This window comes from bacterium, assembly GCA_008933615.1.
GTDB lineage: Bacteria > CLD3 > CLD3 > SB21 > SB21 > SB21.
This window is the reverse complement of record WBUR01000009.1, coordinates 1-18,910: the sequence shown is the minus strand read 5'-3', so window position 1 is coordinate 18,910 and position 18,910 is coordinate 1. Positions and strand designations below refer to the sequence as shown.

The following is an 18,910-nucleotide window of genomic DNA, read 5'->3' as shown; positions in this document are numbered from 1 at the left end:
ATGACAAAAAAAAATAAACCCAAACTGGCGGTTTGGAAATTTGCCTCGTGTGACGGATGTCAGCTTAGTCTTTTGGATTGTGAAGATGAGTTACTTACGCTCATCGGACGAATCGACATTGCCAATTTTCCTGAAGCATCACGCGAAGTGGTCAAAGGGCCTTACGATGTATCTTTGGTCGAAGGTTCCATCACTACAGCTCATGACGCGGAGAGAATTCATGCCATACGGCGTATTTCGAATGTGCTGATTTCCATCGGTGCATGCGCGACGGCGGGTGGAATTCAAGCGCTGCGCAATTTCAAAAATGTAAAAGATTTTACAAACATTGTCTATGCACGGCCGGATTATATTGAGACGCTTTCAAAATCCACGCCGATCTCCGAACATGTATTTGTTGATTTCGAGGTGCGGGGTTGTCCGATCAGCAAACCGCAGCTCATTGAAGTGATCAGCGCTTATTTGAACGGGCGTAAACCTAATACGCCTCCTCATAGCGTTTGTATGGAATGTAAACAGCGCGGAACGACCTGTGTGATGGTTGCCAAAGAAATACCGTGCTTGGGTCCGGTTACGCAAGCCGGGTGCGGCGCCATTTGTCCTTCTTACCACAGAGGTTGTTACGGATGTTTTGGCCCCAAGGAGACGCCGAATATGTCTTCTCTCAGCAAGTGGTGGAGCCAACTTGCCGTGAGCGATCCGGATATCGTCAGATCGTTCCGCGCTTTTAATTGTTACTCGGATGCCTGCCGTAAGGAGAGCGAGGCGTATGAATACTAAAACGATAAAAGTGGACTATCTGGCAAGGGTCGAAGGCGAAGGCGGCCTTATCGTCAAGATCAAAGACAAAAAAATAACGAAGGTACAATTTAAAATATTCGAGCCGCCGCGTTTTTTTGAAGCCTTCCTGCGCGGACGTAAGTACACCGAAGCGCCGGACATTACTGCGCGCATTTGCGGAATCTGTCCGATAGCCTATCAAATGAGTTCCTCGCAGGCTATGGAAAATATTCTGGGAATCAAGGTCGAAGGTGCGCTGCGTGACCTGCGTCGGCTGATCTACTGCGGCGAGTGGATTGAAAGTCATGTATTGCACGTGTATATGCTTCATGCGCCGGATTTTCTGGGGTATGAGAGCGCCATCCACATGGCCGGTAAATTTCCGGATATAGTTAAACGCGGTCTGGAACTGAAAAAAATTGGCAATGAGATCATGACGGCAGTCGGCGGGAGGGAAATTCATCCGGTGAATGTGGCGGTCGGCGGGTTTTACCGCGCGCCGTCGAAGAAAGAATTGCAACCGCTCGAGGAAAAGTTAAAATGGGCGCGCGATGCGTCTATTGAAACTGTCAAGTGGGTTGCCGGATTCGACTTCCCTGATTTTGAAATGGATTATGAATTTGTTGCTCTGCACCGCGAGGATGAATACGCGATCTTGGACGGGAAACTTATTTCCAATCGCGGGTTAAATATTGAGATTCGCGACTATGAACGCAATTTTGAAGAAATTCACGAGGCGCATAGTAATGCGCTGCACAGCATTATCATTCGGCGCGGCGCGTATAACGTCGGGCCCCTAGCCAGATTTAATCTCAATTTTGAACAACTGACGCCGACCGCGAAAGCGCTCGCTAAGGAAGTTCATTTCATGCCGGAATGCAAAAATCCGTTTAAGAGCATCATTGCGCGCAGCATTGAAACGGTGTATGCCTGCGAAGAAGCGCTACGAATCATACAACATTATGAACCGCCGGAAATCTCGCGATTGGAATTACATCCGAAAGCCGGAACCGGTTATGGATGCACCGAAGCGCCCCGCGGAATATGTTATCATCGTTATTCGACCGATGCAGAAGGCGTTATTACCGACGCGAAGATCGTGCCGCCGACATCTCAAAATCAGAAGCAGATTGAGGCCGATCTCACAAAATTTGTAGAAAAAAATATCGGTTTGGATAAAGGTAAACTGACATGGCAGTGCGAGCAGGCGATTCGTAATTATGATCCATGCATTTCCTGCGCGACGCATTTTCTGAAACTTGAAATTGAAAGAGCATAACATGAAAACAGCCTCCAAGATTTTGGTCATCGGAATCGGCAATGCATTTCGCCGCGACGACAGCGTCGGCGTCATGGTTGCGCGGGAAGTGGCTAAATTGAATTTCCCGGATGTGAGAGTGATCGAACAAAGCGGGGAGGGCGCTGCGCTGATGGAGGTTTGGAAAGAGACAGATATGGCAATCATGATCGATGCCGTCTGTTCTGATAACATCCCGGGAACGATTCATCGCCTGGAGCCTAAGAACGAAACGATCCCGGCTAATTTTTTTAATTATTCCACCCATGCTTTTAGCATTGCCGAAGCGATTGAACTCGCAAAAGCGTTGAAATCGGAAACACCGGATCTTATTGTCTATGGAATCGACGGTGTGGATTTTGGAACGGGCGAGGGTTTATCCGAAGCAGTGGAGAAGAAAGTTCAAGACGTACTAATTATGGTCATTCATGACATTTTGAAATACAGGCAGATAAAAAACAACAGTCTGAATCTTAAATAATATTTTTTATTTGTTAACTTATTTATTGTTTTCGTAACCGGTAATCCTTTCTAAAAGGAGAACAAGATGAAATCCAGACCAAAACCGTATGTATTTCCCGAGTACTGTAAGGGCTGCGGGCGGTGCATAGATTCGTGTCCGAAGGGATGTATCACGATGGGCAAGGAAGTGAATCCCCTGACCGGCCTCATTCCGATCGAACTTGAGCTTGATCAGTGTTCGGGATGCGGGCTGTGTATCAGCGCTTGCCCGGAACCGTACGGCCTGCGTCCGCAGGAAACGGAATTCCAATTTGAATTAACCGATCCGAAATCGTTCAATGGCCCGCGGCCGACGCCGAAGGTAAAGCCATTTGCCATTCCCGGCGAAGTTATCCCGTTCGCTCAAACGGAATCGCTGGTGACCAAAGGTACGTATGCGTCCGCGATTGGTGCGCTACTGGCGGGCTGCCGTCATTTCTTCGGATATCCTATTACGCCGTCTACGGAAGGCGCGGAACTCATGGCAAAATTATTGCCCGACCTTGACGGCGTATTTATCCAGGCGGTGAGCGAGGTTGCTACGGTGAACATGATGTACGGCTGCAGCGGCGCAGGGCTTCCGTGTATGACGTTCACCTCGTCACCGGGATTCAGCCTCATGCTTGAAGGCATTTCGTACAGTATTGGCGCGGAGCTGCCCGGCGTATTTGTCAATATCATGCGGGGCGGGCCGGGCTTGGGTAATCTTGCGCCGGAACAGGCCGATATCAAACTCGTATGCCGCGGGTTAGGCCACGGCAATACGCACGCGATCGTTCTCGCTCCGTACACGCCGCAGGAAATGCTGGATCTGACCATCTTGGCATTTGAACTCACATTCAAGTACCGCAATCCGGTTATCATGATCGGCGACGGATATATGGGGCAAATGACCGGCAGAGTGAATCTGCCGAAGGCGATGATCAAACCGGGCATTCCTGAGTGGGCTGTTTACGGTGATGAGATGCATCGGGGCAATCTCATTTGTTCGATCGAACTCAACGAAGTGGATCTTGAAAAGAATAATATTCGTATAAATAATAAATACCGTCAGATGACACAGAACGAGCAGCGTGCCGATCTGTATCATTGTGACGACGCAGAAATTATCTTAATGGCCTGCAACACACCGGCGCGCATGGCGAAAGGCGCTGTAAATGAATTAAGAAAACAAGGATTGAAAGTCGGCCTGTTCCGCCCGATCACGCTGTGGCCGTTCCCGATCGATCTGTTGAAACCCGTTCTGAGTCATACAAAGCAGATCGTCATGGTAGAGGCGGGCAACGGCCAGCTTGAAGACGAACTACGCCTGTCGTTGAGCCACCACAACCTGGAATGCCCGACGATCGACCATGTAAGGCATTTCGGCGGCATATTGCCACAACTTAAAGAAATTATCGAAAAGGTTATTTCGGTAGAGGAGGTGTTAGCATGAAATCGAGTATATTTTATGAAAAGTTCGAGCGTCATGCTCACGGCGAAGGGTTGAAGGCCAACTCCACGCATTACTGCCCGGGCTGCGGCCACGGCCTTGCGCATAAATATCTGGCGGAAACTATAGACGAACTGGAAATTCAAAACCGAACGGTACTAGTCTCGCCAGTCGGCTGCAGCGTATTCATGTACTATTATTTTGACGTCGGCAATACACAAGCCGCTCATGGACGTGCGCCGGCTGTTGCTTTGGGGCATAAGACTGCCAATCCGGAATCGATCGTCATTAGCTATCAAGGCGACGGCGATCTGGCGTCGATCGGTTTAGCAGAGATCATTCAGTCGGCGCAGTTAGGAATTCCCATCTCGGTAATTTTTATTAACAATGCGATCTATGGCATGACCGGCGGGCAATTGGCTCCGACTACGTTGATGGAACAAAAAACAGCAACCTCGCCGCATGGCCGAAGCAGGATCATGGGACAACCGCTTCGTATGGCGGAAATGATCGCCCAAATTGACGGCCCGATGTATGTGGAACGCGTCGCTTTATTTGACAACAAGCAACGCAACCATGCAAAAAAGGCGATCAAAAAAGCCATTCAATTACAGGTTGAAGGGCGCGGATATTCATTCGTAGAAGTGCTGGCAGAATGTCCAACCCATTTAAAGATGACGCCGCAGGAAGCAGAGACTTGGGTTCGCGATAAGATGCTCCCGGTATTTCCTCTTGGAGTTAAAAAAGACGAGCCCCGCGAGCCTTGGTTCAAACTGAACAAACCGAACTTTGACCCCAACAAACTGCAGGAACTGGTCGGTGGAACGAGTGAGAAAGTAGAACGATTCAGTCCCGGGTTCCCGCATCATATTTCGCCAAGCGACATTTCGCTGAAGTTGGCCGGTTCCGGCGGCGACGGCGCCCAGACGGCGGCGATGCTCATCACCCGCGCAGGAATCAATGAAGGATTCGACGCAACACATATCCCGAGTTACGGCCCGGAATCGCGCGGAGGAACATCCTACGCGGATGTGCACGTTGCGGAAACGGAAGTATTGTCCCCGGCATCGCCGAATCCGAATATTCTCATCGCGTTCAATGCGCCCAGTTTGGCAAAATTCGGCCCTCACGTACGAAACGGCGGAACTATTTTCTATGACAGTTCAATAATCACAGCTCCACCGCTATTTAATCACGGAACTATGATCTACGGAATTCCGTTTACGCAGATCGCGATGGATCTCGGCAAGGTCATGGTAAAAAATATCGTTGCTCTCGGCGCCCTGCATGCGGCAACAGATATTTTCCCCAAAGAGACTTTCCTTACCGCGATCCGTCAGGCGCTGAAAGATAAATGCGCGATGATTCCGATCAATGAAGAGGCCTTCGAATGGGGCATCCGCGCTTACAACGGCGAATACGAGTTTCCCGGCGAGAGCGTATTGTAGACCATTCTGCGTTTTAAGATAAGAGGGCGAAGAGATGATCTTCGCCCTTTTTTAGTCTTTAACCTGAAAAAATTTTTAAAAAACCATTGATTTTGTGTTTATTAGTTCATAAACTTATGAACTAATAAACAGGTGAATTATGAAAAACAAAAGTATTTATGTATTGCATGCCGACGTTTGTAAAGCGTTGGGCCATCCGATTCGTATCGAAATCATTGAAGTATTACAAGAGGATGAATTGAGTTTCGGGGATATTCTATCAAAAATCGGGGGTTTAAAATCCACTTTATCGCAGCATCTTACCATCATGGCGCATAAAGGATTGCTGGCACAACGGAAAAAAGGCATCAATGTATACTATAAACTTTCTTCGGCTAAAGTGTCAAAAGCATGCCGGCTCATGAGAGAAGTTCTAGTGGAGAATATTCAGCGCCATCAAGTGATTTTGAATCAATAACCCGGGAGAGAAACTTGAGCAAAACAGTCATAATTTTAGGCGGCGGCGTGGGCGGTCTTGTAGCGGCCAATGAACTCCGAAGAAAATTTCCGCAGACTCATAGAATTGTTCTTATTGAAAAGAACCCAACCCATGCATTTGCCCCCTCGTTTCTTTGGGTAATGACCGGCAGCAGAAAAACGGAGCAAATTATTAAGCCCATCCGATCGCTCATTCGTAAAGGCATCGATTTATTTTGTGATGAGGTAAAGAATATAAATATTTCCAAACGCTCCGTTACCATTTCCGCACAAACTCTAACTTACGATTATCTCGTAATTGCACTGGGAGCCGAACTTGCACCACAGCTGATACCGGGTCTAACCGACAACGCACATTCATTCTATACATTTCAGGAAGCGAGTAAATTAGAAGAAACGCTGTCGAGTTTTCGAGAAGAACACATAGCATTAGTCGTCGCGGGAGTTCCATACAAATGTCCCGGAGCTCCACACGAAGCGGCTATGCTTATCATGGATTATTATCGCCGGCGCAGATCGGCGAAAACTGTTCATCTATACACTCCTGAAGCACAACCGATGCCTGTCGGCGGTCCGGAACTCGGAGAAGCCGTAAAGAAAATGATTACGGCGAAAGGTATTTTATTTCATCCGCTACATAAGCTAATGTCGGTTAATGACGAATCTCGTGAACTCCATTTTGAAGGAAAAGAACCGGTAGCCTACCAATTACTCGTTGCGATTCCGCCTCACCGTGCGCCAAAGGTTGTCAAAGATGCTTCTCTTTTAAATGAAGCCGGTTGGATATCTGTAGATCGCAAAACCTTACAAACATCACACGAAAACGTGTATGCCATCGGCGACATAACGGCTATAAGTATTCCCGGGCGATGGAATCCCGATATTCCGATGATGCTTCCAAAAGCCGGGGTTTTTGCTCATACACAGGGGGAAGTTGTTGCTCGACGAATTTCAGATCAAATTGAAGGGCGAATTTCCAAAGATGAGTTTTGCGGAACCGGATATTGTATGCTTGAAGCAGGCGATGGGCTTGCGGGATTTGCTTATGGCGACTTCTTTGGAGAAAAAAATCCGCAACTCGATCTTCGAAACATCGGAAAAGTATGGCACCTAGGTAAAATCTTGTTTGAGAAGTGGTGGCTTGCTCCTGTTGGAATTCGCAAAACTTTACTACGCTTTTTGATTTCTCTCGGCGCTAAAGTCTTCAGGATTCCGATTGATGTATGAACACTGCTTTGCTTTCTAAAGGTAGAATTCACGAACATTCTATAAACAAAAAGAATCGGGAGACTATGTTATGAAAATCCTGTTTTTGATTAACGACCCGCCTTACGGAACGGAAAAAGTTTACAACGCTCTGCGCCTTGCTATGGCGGTGCAAAAGGAGCCTTCCGAAGTTGAAGTGCTGGTATTTTTAATGGCCGATGCTGTGACGTCCGCGCTGAAAGCGCAAAATACGCCGCAGGGATACTATAACATTGAGCGTATGTTAAAAGGAGTACTCTCCAAAAAAGGGAAAGTAAAGTTATGCGGAAGCTGCGTCGATGCGCGGGGTTTGCGGGATCATTCCCTGATCGACGGTGTGGAAATCAGCACCATGAGTGAATTGGCTCAATGGACAGTAGAGTCAGATAAAGTTCTCACTTTTTAACCGTCTAATTTCATTATCGATATCATAGTGCGCCAGTTTGCATCCGCGCTTACAATGGCGAATACACATTTCCCGGCGAGAGCGTGTTGTAAATACCGTCCATACTTCTAGAGCGAAAAGGCTTTTCGCTCTACCTTTTTTATCCCCTCCTGAATAAGGAGGGTTTTTTTTGTAAAATAAATTGCCACTTTTTTTTGGTTAGTCATACTGTCTTAGAAAAGTGCCGTAAGAATGAACCGGGGTTCTTAGCGCTCACATTAATGCCAAACCAATTCAAACCGTGTGGAGGTTGTATGATGACCAGAACTTTGCAAACTGCCGCCGTCACTCTCTTGATTTTATTCATGAGTTGTGACAAAGTTGTCGAGAACAAATACGTGACTGAATATATCTACGATAATCCAAATCCGATCTTTGCGGCCGCCTTTATTGCAACAGAATATTGGGAATACGATTCATCTTACTACGGGGATGCCGACGTCATCGTGAATTTTTACGATACGGTTCCTGACATCACGATCAACGGTGTTCCACCTGACAATCCATATTATAGTGATTTTGACTACAATGATACTATTTTTATGCCCGGAACCAGATGCGATCTTAAGATCAAGGTCGGAAGCCGCTCTGTGGAAAGTTCAGTTTATGTTCCGCGGGATTTCAAGGTTTTGGATCCTGCAGATAACGAGACTATTTCCGGTACCGATCTTTCCGTTCGCTGGTCCGACGCCAAGTGCGAGCATTATGAAGTCTATATTGAATACCACTTCCATGATAATTTGAATGTATGTCACTACGACTATGAGATAGAAACGGACGTCAAGGATACGTTCCTGACCAAGGCAGGTTTTCTGCCGACCGTTCCAGTCGGCAGTACCTGGTACTACGGGTTTATCGGTCTCATTGCGATCGACGGTCCGCCTCTGACACCGGGAACTCCTGGTAATATCAAAGGAGATGGCGGAGGGTTTTTCTGGACGTATAACTATTCTTGGGGAAGCTATTTCTATGTTGCAGGCCTACCAGCGTCGTCTCAGGCTCCTGATCCCGACATTAGAAGGAACTACGTTCGTCAGCACAAAGCGATCGTTAGAGAGCGATTAACACAATTGGGCATTCCATCGGCTATTGAGGAATAGTCAGAGCATTAAAACCTGATGAAGATCAAATGAGTGAATTATCCGGCAGAGTTTTGCGCCTAAAAAAATAAACCGTTTGCTTTTGGTTATTTGATGAAATAGATTTTTGCCTATTTCTTGATAGGATTCTTTCAGTCATCAAATAATACATTAAGGATAACGGATATGAAAATATGGTTATGTGCATTGATCCTGATTAGCGGAACGCTAGTCTCTCAGGACAGGGTAAGTGTGGTTACGAAGAAACCCCGCGTTGCCGTGCTCCCGTTTGAAGTCGGCGCCGTCAGCGACCGGCAGATGTTCGATCAGGGCGGAATTGAAAAATTTGCGGAATCAGTAACACAACAGCTGGTGAATACCTTCGTCGGTCTCCGGAGATTCATCGTGGTCGAAAGGTCTGCCATTGAAAAGATCCTGAAGGAACAAAACCTGCAGACTTCCGATCTTACCGACCCGAGCAAGGCGGTCTCGTTGGGCGCGATGTTAGGAACTGAATTTCTTGTTCAGGGCACGATAGTCAATATTCATACGACCACGTCTAAAAAAGACAAGAAGAGTTCATGCAAAGTAGATCTGTTGATACGCATCATTGATGTAACTACGGGTCAGATCATTGCATCCAAAGATATTACCGGTATTTCGGATAAGAAAAAAGACAAGTCAGCCAACATTGCGTATGGCGCGCTGGACAACGCCGACGCGGAAATCGGCCGCAGCATTAAGCAGGTATTTCCAGTCGAAGGCAAGATCATCCGTTTCGTCGAGCCTGAAACAGACAAGAAGGCCAAGAAAAAAGACAAGTCCAAAAAGAAACAAGCCGATTTGGTGCTGATCAGCTGCGGCAAAGAGCTGGGAATAAAAGAAGGAGATAAATTCCAGGTCATACAGGAAGAAGAGATCATAGTCGACGGACAAATATTTAAGCGGCAAAAAGCCGTCGGGAAATTAAAAGTAGTTAAGCTTGAAATGGACGGCATTTTCAGTATCTGTGAGGTCATTGAAGGAAGCAAAGTGATTGCCGCCGACAAAGAGAAATTAGATTTTCTGGTTGTGTCTATCGAATAAAAAGGGTCTGGAGTTTGGACTATCCGGCATAGTTTTGTTCTTAAGTTCCGCCCCGGTTCACATCATGAACATTCCGGAGGTTGTATCTTTTTATTGTGAAACTTTTCTTTTTTTATCCGCGTATTACATTTCAGTCGATGCGCACGGCTTTAATTAATGAATGCTTTCACTCAGAAACCAAGGAGGCATTTATGAAGTCGTTAATGTTCTTTGCAGCGGCCATTTTAGTATGGTCAACCGCGGCATTTGCCGGTGAAGGCGGCAATACGCGGACGGAAAGACAAAACGCAATATTGGATGCGGCAGAAATGAATCTCGCCCTGACATTGAAAAAGGTGGAGGGTGATTTTCTCGAAAGCGTCATTGCATCTGTCGCGGATATCAAAAGGTCATATTCGGACAAGGACATGAATCTGGTCGTGATCCCGCTGATGAAAATATTGCGAAATCATCCGGACTCGAATTTCCGCATTCTTGCGGCCATGGCATTACGTGATATCGGGCACGACGTAGGTGTCTTTGCAGTCAAAGAAGCGGCCCGTTTTGATAATAACAAAACGGTTCGGCACATTTGCCTGCACATGGCCAGGTAGCGAGAAACCAGTGAGCGGGAAAAATTGCCGCGAATGCGGAGACTTCGGGTTATCCGGAAAATTAAGTTAAGACCTTGAGGGGTCTGGCTGATTTAACGTAGGATAAGTTATGAATCGGCTCTTTTCCTTCAAGGTTTTTTATATAATCGTTTTCCTCTCCAAAATCGCTTCATTGTAAAACCCCTCTACGTTGTTTTTTTCTACATTTTAAAAGATACGCTAACATGACGTAGGTCATGTTTTTTTGAATTCCAATTCATTAAATTCATCTGCTAAAAGACCTCAGTATGACGGTATTTGTTAGTTACTATTCAACAATTAATTCTATTCTAAAATGATTTTTATGCTCTCGGTAATTCGTTGAGAGTTACGACTGCAGGAGGATGAACATGATAAAGGATCAAGAAGCCCTCGAATATCACCAGATGGGGCGAAAAGGAAAAATTGAAGTTATACCGACCAAACCATGCACAACCCAGCGCGATCTTTCGCTTGCATACAGTCCGGGTGTTGCGATACCCTGTCTGCATATCGAAAAAAATCCGGACGACGCATTTCTTTATACCGCTAAGGGAAATCTCGTAGCCGTAGTATCGAACGGCACCGCCGTTCTTGGGCTCGGTGACATCGGCGCGCTCGGAGGTAAACCGGTGATGGAAGGCAAAGGCGTTTTGTTCAAACGTTTCGCAGATATCGATGTGTTTGATATAGAATTAGATACGCATAACGCCGATGAGATTATCAAAACGGTTCAACTGCTTGAGCCCACTTTTGGCGGGATCAATCTTGAAGACATTAAAGCGCCGGAATGTTTTTACATTGAAGAAGAATTAAAGAAAACGATGAAAATACCTGTTTTCCACGATGATCAGCACGGAACCGCGATCATTTCCGGCGCGGCGCTGATGAATGCGATGGAACTTCTCGGCAAGCCGCTGGATAAGATCAAAGTTGTCGTTAACGGCGCAGGCGCATCGGGCATTGCGTGCGCCAATTTCTATATCAGCCTTGGCGTTAAAAAAGAAAACCTCATTCTCTGCGATACCAAAGGCGCGATCTACAAAGGACGCACGGCCGGAATGAATCCCTACAAAGAAGCTTTGGCAAATGATACCAAAGCGCGAACGCTGGCGGATGCTTTGGTTGATGCAGACGTGTTTGCTGGATTATCGGTGGCCGATTGCGTTACGCAGGACATGGTGCGCTCGATGGGAAAGAATCCACTCATTATGGCGATGGCTAATCCCGACCCGGAAATTACCTACGACCTTGCGATGGCTGCGAGGCCCGATGTCATCATGGGAACGGGGCGATCCGATTATCCCAATCAGATCAATAACGTACTTGGATTTCCTTTTATTTTCCGAGGCGCCTTGGACGTACGCGCGACAGCGATTAACGAAGAAATGAAACGCGCCGCCGCTTTTGCCCTGGCAGCACTTGCCAAAGAAGATGTGCCGGATTCCGTATCCAAAGCCTACGGTAATCAGCGCATGCGTTTTGGAAAAGACTACCTGATTCCGAAGCCGTTCGATTACCGCGTACTGATCTGGGAAGCTGCGGCAGTTGCCAAGGCCGCTATGGACAGCGGCGTTGCGCGAATTAAAATCGACATTGAGGAATATAAAGAACAATTGGAAAACCGTCTCGGGAAGTCCCGCGAAGTGATGCGCACGATGATGAACCGCGCCAAACGCGATCCGAAACGCGTCGTATTTCCCGAAGGCTATAATGAAAAAGTCCTGCGCGCCAGCCATATTGTTCTGGATGAAGGCATCGCGCATCCGATATTGCTAGGCGAAGAAATCAAGATTCGTTCTTTGGCCAAAGAATTGGACGTTGATCTTGATGGAATTCAGATTCTCAATCCGGAAACATCCAAACGATTCATATCCTATACGGAAGAGTATTACGAATTACGTCAGCGCAAAGGCGTAAACCTTAATGAAGCGCGCCAGGACATGCATGACAGGACGCATTATGCAGCGATGATGGTTCGTATGAATGACGCCGACGCCATGATCGCAGGCCTGGATCAGCACTATCCGGAAACCCTGCGACCGGCTTTGCAGATCATTCAACGCGCTGAAGGGATATCCAGCGTATCCAGCGCGTATATGCTGATCATTAAAGACAAAATCTACTTCTGCGCCGATTCGACCGTCAATATCATGCCGACGGCAGAGGAACTGGCTGAAATTGCGATCATGAGCGCGGAAGTTGCCAAACGTTTCAATATCGAACCGCGCGTAGCGATGGTTTCGTTTTCTAATTTCGGCAGTGTGAAACATGCAGACACCGACCGCATTGCGCAGGCTTTGAAGATCGCGCGAAAACGTGTGCCGGAACTTATGATTGACGGTGAAATGCAGGCCGATACGGCGGTAGTGCCGGAGATCATCGACGAATTTTATCCGTTCAGCACTTTAAAGGGCGGCGCCAACGTGCTCATATTCCCGGATCTGCAATCGGCAAATGCGTCGGTGAAACTGCTCCAGCGGCTCGGCGGCGCCGAAGCGATCGGTCCGATATTGATGGGCATGCGTAATCCGGTTCACTTACTCCAAAAAGGCTGTGAAGTGAATGACATCGTCAATATGACCGCAATCGCAGTGGTCGAAGCGCAGGAAAAGAAGTAAGTTAGAATGGATCAGTAAAAGGGCGAGGGATTTCATCGCCCTTTTAGTAATTTGAAATCAAAAAAAAAATGTAAGTTTGCACGAATTTTCTAAACTATCTATCAAAATGACTAATTTTAAACAAAAAAGGGGGCGTATGAAACTCATCAATTTCTTTCTGATTTTCATTTTAGTTCTGAGTGCGTGTAATGAAGAGAGTAAACCTATCAGTAACATTTCCGGAAAGGTAATTACGGCGGTTGGGGATTCAGCTATAGTTAATGTATTAATAGCGACAAACCCTCCGACGGGTTCAGTTTTTACTGACAGCAATGGCAATTATTTAATTCCTGAAGTTTCTGAGGGACCATATACTGTAGGTGCATCTAAGAATGGTTTTGTTACGACGACGGTTGATGTATTGGTCAAAAGAGGGCAAACTATATCAGCCAACATCTTGATGACACGTACTATCGTAGCAGATAATGGCAATTGCCTTGATCCCATACTCGCCGATTTTAATTGGAGTGAGCAATTTCGTGTTAAAGGACTTAGCAGTGACGTATATGGAATTGCAAGTAAGGGATCGGATGTTTATGTCGGCGGCAGATTTGATTATGCGGGCTCTTCACTTGTTAGTTTTGCTGCTAAGTGGAATGGAGCTAATTGGTCTGCTTTGGGCAGTGGCATGAATGAGGCTGTGTTCCCGATTGTTGTGATTGGGAATGACGTTTATTATGGAGGAGTATTTACAACAGCCGGTGGAGTCACCGTCAATCATGTTGCCAGATGGGATGGGAATAGCTGGCATGCGCTTGGGAGCGGCACCGATGGAAATGTTTATGCAATGGCTGTCTTAAACGGTGATTTATATATTGGTGGTTCGTTTACACAAGCCGGTGGAGTTCCGGCAAATAATATTGCCAAATGGAATGGATCGCAATGGTCGGCGGTTGGGACGGGAACGAACGACGTCATTTATTCAATGGCTATTGCTGGGACGGACGTAATCGTTGGAGGAAACTTTACTGTCGCCGGAGGAACATCAGCTAATCGCATCGCCAAATGGAATGGATCGGCATGGAGTGCACTTGGAAGTGGCATGAATAATTATGTAAGGGCTCTGGCAGTAAATAATAGCACTATTTATGCCGGAGGGATATTTACGACCGCAGGTGGAAATACAGCTTATCGGTTAGCTCAGTGGGATGGCAACTCTTGGTCTAGCTTAGGTGATGGTGCAAACGAATATGTGGTGAGTTTACTTTTTTACGATAATATTTTGTATTGCGGTGGTTGGTTTACGATGCTAGGCACAAAACCCATAAATTATATTGCACAATGGGACGGCAATGAGTGGTGTGGTTTGGGGAGTGGGGTTGGCGGGTATGGATCCCTTGGTTTTCCACCTGGTGTAAATGCCATGGCTATCAATGGGAGTGAATTATATGTTGGCGGTCAGTTTGACAGTGCAGGTACGAAACCTTCATCAAGAATTTCGTCATATTTGATACCCTGATGAAAAGTTGAATTATTTTTACAATATGACCGCGATCGCAGTGGTCGAAGCGCAGGAAAAGAAATAGATATATTCCCGCAGATTTCGCAGATTCACGCAGAATTTTCTCTCCGCGAAAATTAGCCGATATCTGCGGAAAAAATTTTGTCATTGTTCACCATTCTTTCAGGGTGAGAGACTAATAGTATACACTAAAGGACAACATCTATGCCCCACTTCATTCAAAATCGACAAAAACATGAGATCAACCGTCTGCCGAATATCGGCAAAGTGATGGCGAAAAAATTGAAACGAGCCGATATTTATTCATTTCACGAACTTAAAAAACTAGGCGCAGAAAAAGTTTTTCTGCGTTTGAAAGCAGAAGACGAAGGCGCATGCCTGAGTTCACTATGCGCACTGGAAGGCGCGATACAGGGAATTCGGTGGCATGAACTTTCAAAAGAGAAGAAAGAGGAGCTGAGACGGTTCTTTGAACAGCAAAAGGAAACGAAAAAACCAAGATAGTAAGTTTCAAATCACAAATAACAAATTTTAAATAAATTCAAAACCGCCAATGACCGAACATTGTTAATGATTAACATTTTAGTATCCCCCCGCTTATAGGGTTGGCTCACAAAGTCATGCAGATCAGCCTCAGGCTGAGAAGCATGACAAACGATCAATAAAATCAGCCTTCGACGGGCTCAGGCTGACAGCGTTTCTATCAATTGTGAGTAAACCCGATAAGCTGGTTTTGTTTCTTGTTATTGGAACTTATTTGTGATTTGGGTTTTGGTATTTGAGATTTCGATTATCTCAAAACCGTTTGAAGGTCCAATAATATGCAAAACTGTATATTTTTTCATCATTTCATGACAAAAATCATGTTTTAAAATGACCAAAGTCTTAGATTAATGATAGAAAGTTTTATACATTTCCCTATTACAAAAAGATATTAACAACGGAGATATTCTTATTTATGGCAACAAAACCCAAAAGCAAACCGGCTAAAACAAAATCTAAAAAAATGGTTTATACGTACGGCAACGGCAAAGCCGAAGGTAAAGCTGAAATGAAAAACCTGCTCGGCGGTAAAGGCGCAAATCTTGCCGAAATGGCCAATATCGGGATTCCTGTTCCGGCCGGCTTTACGATCACAACCGAAGTTTGCACCTATTATTATAAAAATAAAAGAAAATTTCCTCCTGAAGTAAAAGCCCAGGTCGAAAAAGCAATGGTTTTTGTTGAGAAGATCATGGGCGCTCAATTTAACGATAAGAAAAATCCGTTGCTCGTATCCGTACGCTCCGGCGCCCGCCGCTCCTTACCCGGTATGATGGAAACCGTTCTGAATGTGGGATTAAACGAAGCGACCTGCAAAGGACTCATTGAAAAAACACAAAATCCGCGATTTGTCTATGACGCGTATCGCCGGTTGATCCAGATGTATTCCGACGTCGTGATGGAAAAAGCCGCCGGTATCGAACCTAAGGACGGGCACGGCATTCGACACCTGTTAGAACTTGACCTTAATGCGCTGAAAACGGCGCGAGGTATTAAGCTTGATACCGACCTGACGGCAGATGACCTTAAACAGTTGATTGCGACGTATAAGGCACGTGTTATCGAAGTTCTCGGTACGCCATTTCCTGAAGATCCGATGGAACAAATCTGGGGCGCGATCGGCGCCGTATTTGCAAGCTGGGTCGGCAAGCGCGCTATTGCGTATCGCAGGATCGAAGGCATTCCGGATGAATGGGGAACTGCAGTGAATGTTCAGGCGATGGTCTATGGTAATATGGGCAATTCCTCCGCAACAGGCGTAGCCTTTACGCGTAATCCCGCCACGGGCGACAATCATTTTTACGGTGAATGGCTTGCCAATGCCCAAGGTGAAGATGTGGTTGCCGGAATTCGTACGCCGAATCCGCTGAACGAGATTGGCAAGAATCCGCATAACGAACATCTATCGTCGCTGGAAACGGCCATGCCGAATGCCTATAAACAATTACATGTAATAGAACGAAAATTGGAAAAGCATTATCACGACATGCTCGATATCGAATTTACGATTCAGGAAGGCAAGTTGTGGATGCTGCAGTGCCGCGTTGGAAAACGTAACGGCCCTTCGGCCGTAAAAATGGCGCTGGATATGTATAAGGAAAAACTGATCAACAAGGAAGAAGCAATCATGCGCGTGACTCCTGCGCAGTTAGAAGAACTCCTGCATCCTATTATTGATCCAGCTGCGGAACTTAAACTTAAACCGATCGCCAAAGGGTTGCCCGCAGGCCCCGGCGGTGCGGCAGGCCAGGCTGTTTTCTCGGCGGCTGACGCGGTCGCATGGGGAAAACAAGGGAAGAAAGTTATTCTGGTGCGTGATGAAACCAATCCGGAAGACGTGGAAGGCATGCGAGCGGCAGAAGGCATTCTCACTGCACGAGGCGGTATGACAAGCCACGCGGCGCTCGTTGCGCGCGGATGGGGCAAGTGCTGCATCGTCGGCGCCGGCGAACTCGAAATTCATCTTTCGGACAGATACTTCAGAGTTAACGGACATAAGATCAATGAGGGCGACTGGATTACGCTGAACGGCACCGCCGGATTTGTGTATGAAGGTTCACTCCCGATGATCAAAGCCGCCGAAGACAATCCAAATTTTATCGAATTTATGAAACTGTGCGACCAGGTGCGCAGACTGAAAGTTCGCACCAATGCCGACACGCCGGAAGACGCCGCTAAAGGGCGCCTATTCGGAGCCGAAGGCATCGGCTTATTCAGAACCGAGCACATGTTCTATGGAAAAAATTCTGAACAACCGCTCTTCCTGCTGCGCAAAATGATCGTATCGAAGAATGAAGAGGAACGACGAGCCGCATTAGACGAACTCTTTCCGTTCGTCAAGTCGGACATCAAAGGCACATTGGCGGCAATGGACGGATATGCGGTTACGATCCGGACGCTCGATCCGCCGTTACATGAATTTGTACCGCAGCATGAGGAAGAACGAAATAAACTTTCGTCGAGCCTCGGTATCACGGCGGAGCAATTTAATAAACGCGCCGAAGATCTTCATGAGAATAATCCGATGATGGGGCATCGCGGCGTTCGTCTCGGCGTGACCTATCCGGAAGTAACGGAAATGCAGGTTCGCGCCATATTTGAAGCGGCGGCGGAATTACTCAAAGAAGGCAAAAAAGTATTTCCAGAGATCATGATTCCTGTGGTTGCGGCTAATACGGAATTAAAAAATCAAAAAACACTGGTCGAAAACATATACGCAGAAGTTCTGGCGAAATTTGGCATGAAGAAAATCCCGCATTTGGTGGGAACTATGATTGAGATTCCTCGCGCCTGTTTGACGGCGGATAAAGTGGCCGAAGACGCAGAGTTTTTCTCTTTCGGTACCAATGACCTCACGCAGATGACGTTTGGCTTCTCCCGCGACGATATCGGCGGATTTCTTCCGGAATATCTTGATAAAAAGCTCCTCCCGGTGGATCCTTTCCAGGTCATCGATCAGAATTCCATTGGCATCCTGATGAAAATGGCGATCGACAAAGGGCGTAAAGTACGCAAAGACCTGAAGATCGGCATATGCGGTGAACATGGAGGCGAACCGAATTCGGTGGAGTTTTGCCATTCGCTCGGCCTTAATTATGTAAGCTGTTCGCCATTCCGGGTACCTATTGCGCGATTGGCAGCGGCTCAAGCAGTTATTAATGAGAAAGTAAATAAATAAAAAGCTTCAGAACCCGTTCTCGACTGAGAACGGGTTCTCTACCTCAACAAGATCCCCATAATTGATAGAGGCAGAGAAACGGGAACCCTCTATACCCGGCCATCTCTGCCTTTTTTATTTTAGAATGATTTAAGAACAAGAAATGGTAATTTTTGATTTCTGATCTTCCGTTCTTGTTAACCTATTCATTGACACGACTCCTTCTAAAATCTCAGATCGTTAATCCTTGTTTGTAATTCTTTCCAACTAAGTAGAACCCATCTCTGCCTTTTTTTATCTTCCACGCGGCCAAAACTATCAGTTTTATCGTTCATTGGTTGTATTGACCTTCATCATTAAGATTTTATTTATTTATCAAGCCAACAAAAATTGTTAAGTTGGTAGGCTAGGCGCTCGTCCTGAGTTCCGCCGAAGGATTAGCCTGAGGAAAATACCAGGCATCCTAAAGTTTGCGGCTACCATGGTTGATCACGTGCTGCCATATCGATAAAAACTACAATCAAAAGCTCGGAGAAGTTTAATCTCATAAGTATTTTTTTTCACATTATTGTGAAAATTGGCGCAAAATGACCATTTATTATTATAAACTATTATTTTTAAATACTATAAAAGAAGAGCAAAAAATATGAAATATTGAAAAAAAAGTGTAAAAAACTGGATTTATTT

Annotated in this window: 15 protein-coding genes; all 15 read left to right on the top strand. The window is 46.2% G+C overall.

Annotation, left to right across the window (positions count from 1 at the left end; translation table 11 throughout):
• The 15 genes from F9K33_04760 (at position 1) to F9K33_04690 (ending at position 18,244) form a co-directional block, all read left to right on the top strand.
• Positions 1-780, top strand: a complete 780-nt coding sequence (locus F9K33_04760; GenBank protein ID KAB2880490.1) for an oxidoreductase — start codon at positions 1-3, stop codon at positions 778-780.
• Positions 770-2,059: a Ni/Fe hydrogenase subunit alpha gene (locus F9K33_04755; GenBank protein ID KAB2880489.1), complete on the top strand. Its 1,290-nt coding sequence runs from the start codon at positions 770-772 to the stop codon at positions 2,057-2,059. Before F9K33_04760 ends, F9K33_04755 begins: the two co-directional genes overlap by 11 nt.
• Before the next feature lies 1 nt (position 2,060).
• On the top strand, positions 2,061-2,558 hold the full coding sequence (locus F9K33_04750; protein KAB2880488.1) for a hydrogenase maturation protease: 498 nt from the start codon (positions 2,061-2,063) through the stop codon (positions 2,556-2,558).
• Positions 2,559-2,624: 66 nt separating this feature from the next.
• A complete protein-coding gene (vorB, locus tag F9K33_04745; protein KAB2880487.1) occupies positions 2,625-4,013 on the top strand; it encodes a 3-methyl-2-oxobutanoate dehydrogenase subunit VorB in 1,389 nt (462 codons plus the stop codon).
• Positions 4,010-5,458 carry a thiamine pyrophosphate-binding protein gene (locus F9K33_04740; protein ID KAB2880486.1) on the top strand — a complete coding sequence of 483 codons (1,449 nt, stop codon included), beginning with the start codon at positions 4,010-4,012 and terminating at the stop codon, positions 5,456-5,458. The genes vorB and F9K33_04740 overlap by 4 nt, the downstream gene beginning before the upstream one ends.
• A 139-nt stretch (positions 5,459-5,597) precedes the next feature.
• Positions 5,598-5,915 carry a winged helix-turn-helix transcriptional regulator gene (locus F9K33_04735; GenBank protein ID KAB2880485.1) on the top strand — a complete coding sequence of 106 codons (318 nt, stop codon included), beginning with the start codon at positions 5,598-5,600 and terminating at the stop codon, positions 5,913-5,915.
• Positions 5,849-7,162, top strand: coding sequence for an NAD(P)/FAD-dependent oxidoreductase (locus tag F9K33_04730; protein KAB2880484.1), 1,314 nt, complete (start codon positions 5,849-5,851; stop codon positions 7,160-7,162). Before F9K33_04735 ends, F9K33_04730 begins: the two co-directional genes overlap by 67 nt.
• A gap of 70 nt (positions 7,163-7,232) precedes the next feature.
• Positions 7,233-7,586, top strand: coding sequence for a hypothetical protein (locus F9K33_04725; GenBank protein ID KAB2880483.1), 354 nt, complete (start codon positions 7,233-7,235; stop codon positions 7,584-7,586).
• A gap of 293 nt (positions 7,587-7,879) precedes the next feature.
• Positions 7,880-8,725: a hypothetical protein gene (locus F9K33_04720; GenBank protein ID KAB2880482.1), complete on the top strand. Its 846-nt coding sequence runs from the start codon at positions 7,880-7,882 to the stop codon at positions 8,723-8,725.
• A gap of 165 nt (positions 8,726-8,890) precedes the next feature.
• Entirely contained in the window at positions 8,891-9,790 is a 900-nt protein-coding gene (locus tag F9K33_04715) for a hypothetical protein (GenBank protein ID KAB2880481.1), read from the top strand.
• Between the two features lie 191 nt (positions 9,791-9,981).
• Positions 9,982-10,383, top strand: a complete 402-nt coding sequence (locus F9K33_04710; protein KAB2880480.1) for a hypothetical protein — start codon at positions 9,982-9,984, stop codon at positions 10,381-10,383.
• 389 nt (positions 10,384-10,772) lie between these two features.
• Positions 10,773-13,022 carry a phosphate acetyltransferase gene (gene pta, locus F9K33_04705; protein ID KAB2880479.1) on the top strand — a complete coding sequence of 750 codons (2,250 nt, stop codon included), beginning with the start codon at positions 10,773-10,775 and terminating at the stop codon, positions 13,020-13,022.
• A 76-nt stretch (positions 13,023-13,098) separates the two neighbouring features.
• Positions 13,099-14,520, top strand: a complete 1,422-nt coding sequence (locus F9K33_04700) for a carboxypeptidase regulatory-like domain-containing protein (GenBank protein KAB2880478.1) — start codon at positions 13,099-13,101, stop codon at positions 14,518-14,520.
• 207 nt (positions 14,521-14,727) lie between these two features.
• Positions 14,728-15,027: a TfoX/Sxy family protein gene (locus F9K33_04695; GenBank protein KAB2880477.1), complete on the top strand. Its 300-nt coding sequence runs from the start codon at positions 14,728-14,730 to the stop codon at positions 15,025-15,027.
• Between the two features lie 454 nt (positions 15,028-15,481).
• Positions 15,482-18,244, top strand: a complete 2,763-nt coding sequence (locus F9K33_04690) for a pyruvate, phosphate dikinase (GenBank protein KAB2880476.1) — start codon at positions 15,482-15,484, stop codon at positions 18,242-18,244.
• Positions 18,245-18,910 lie beyond the last annotated feature (666 nt).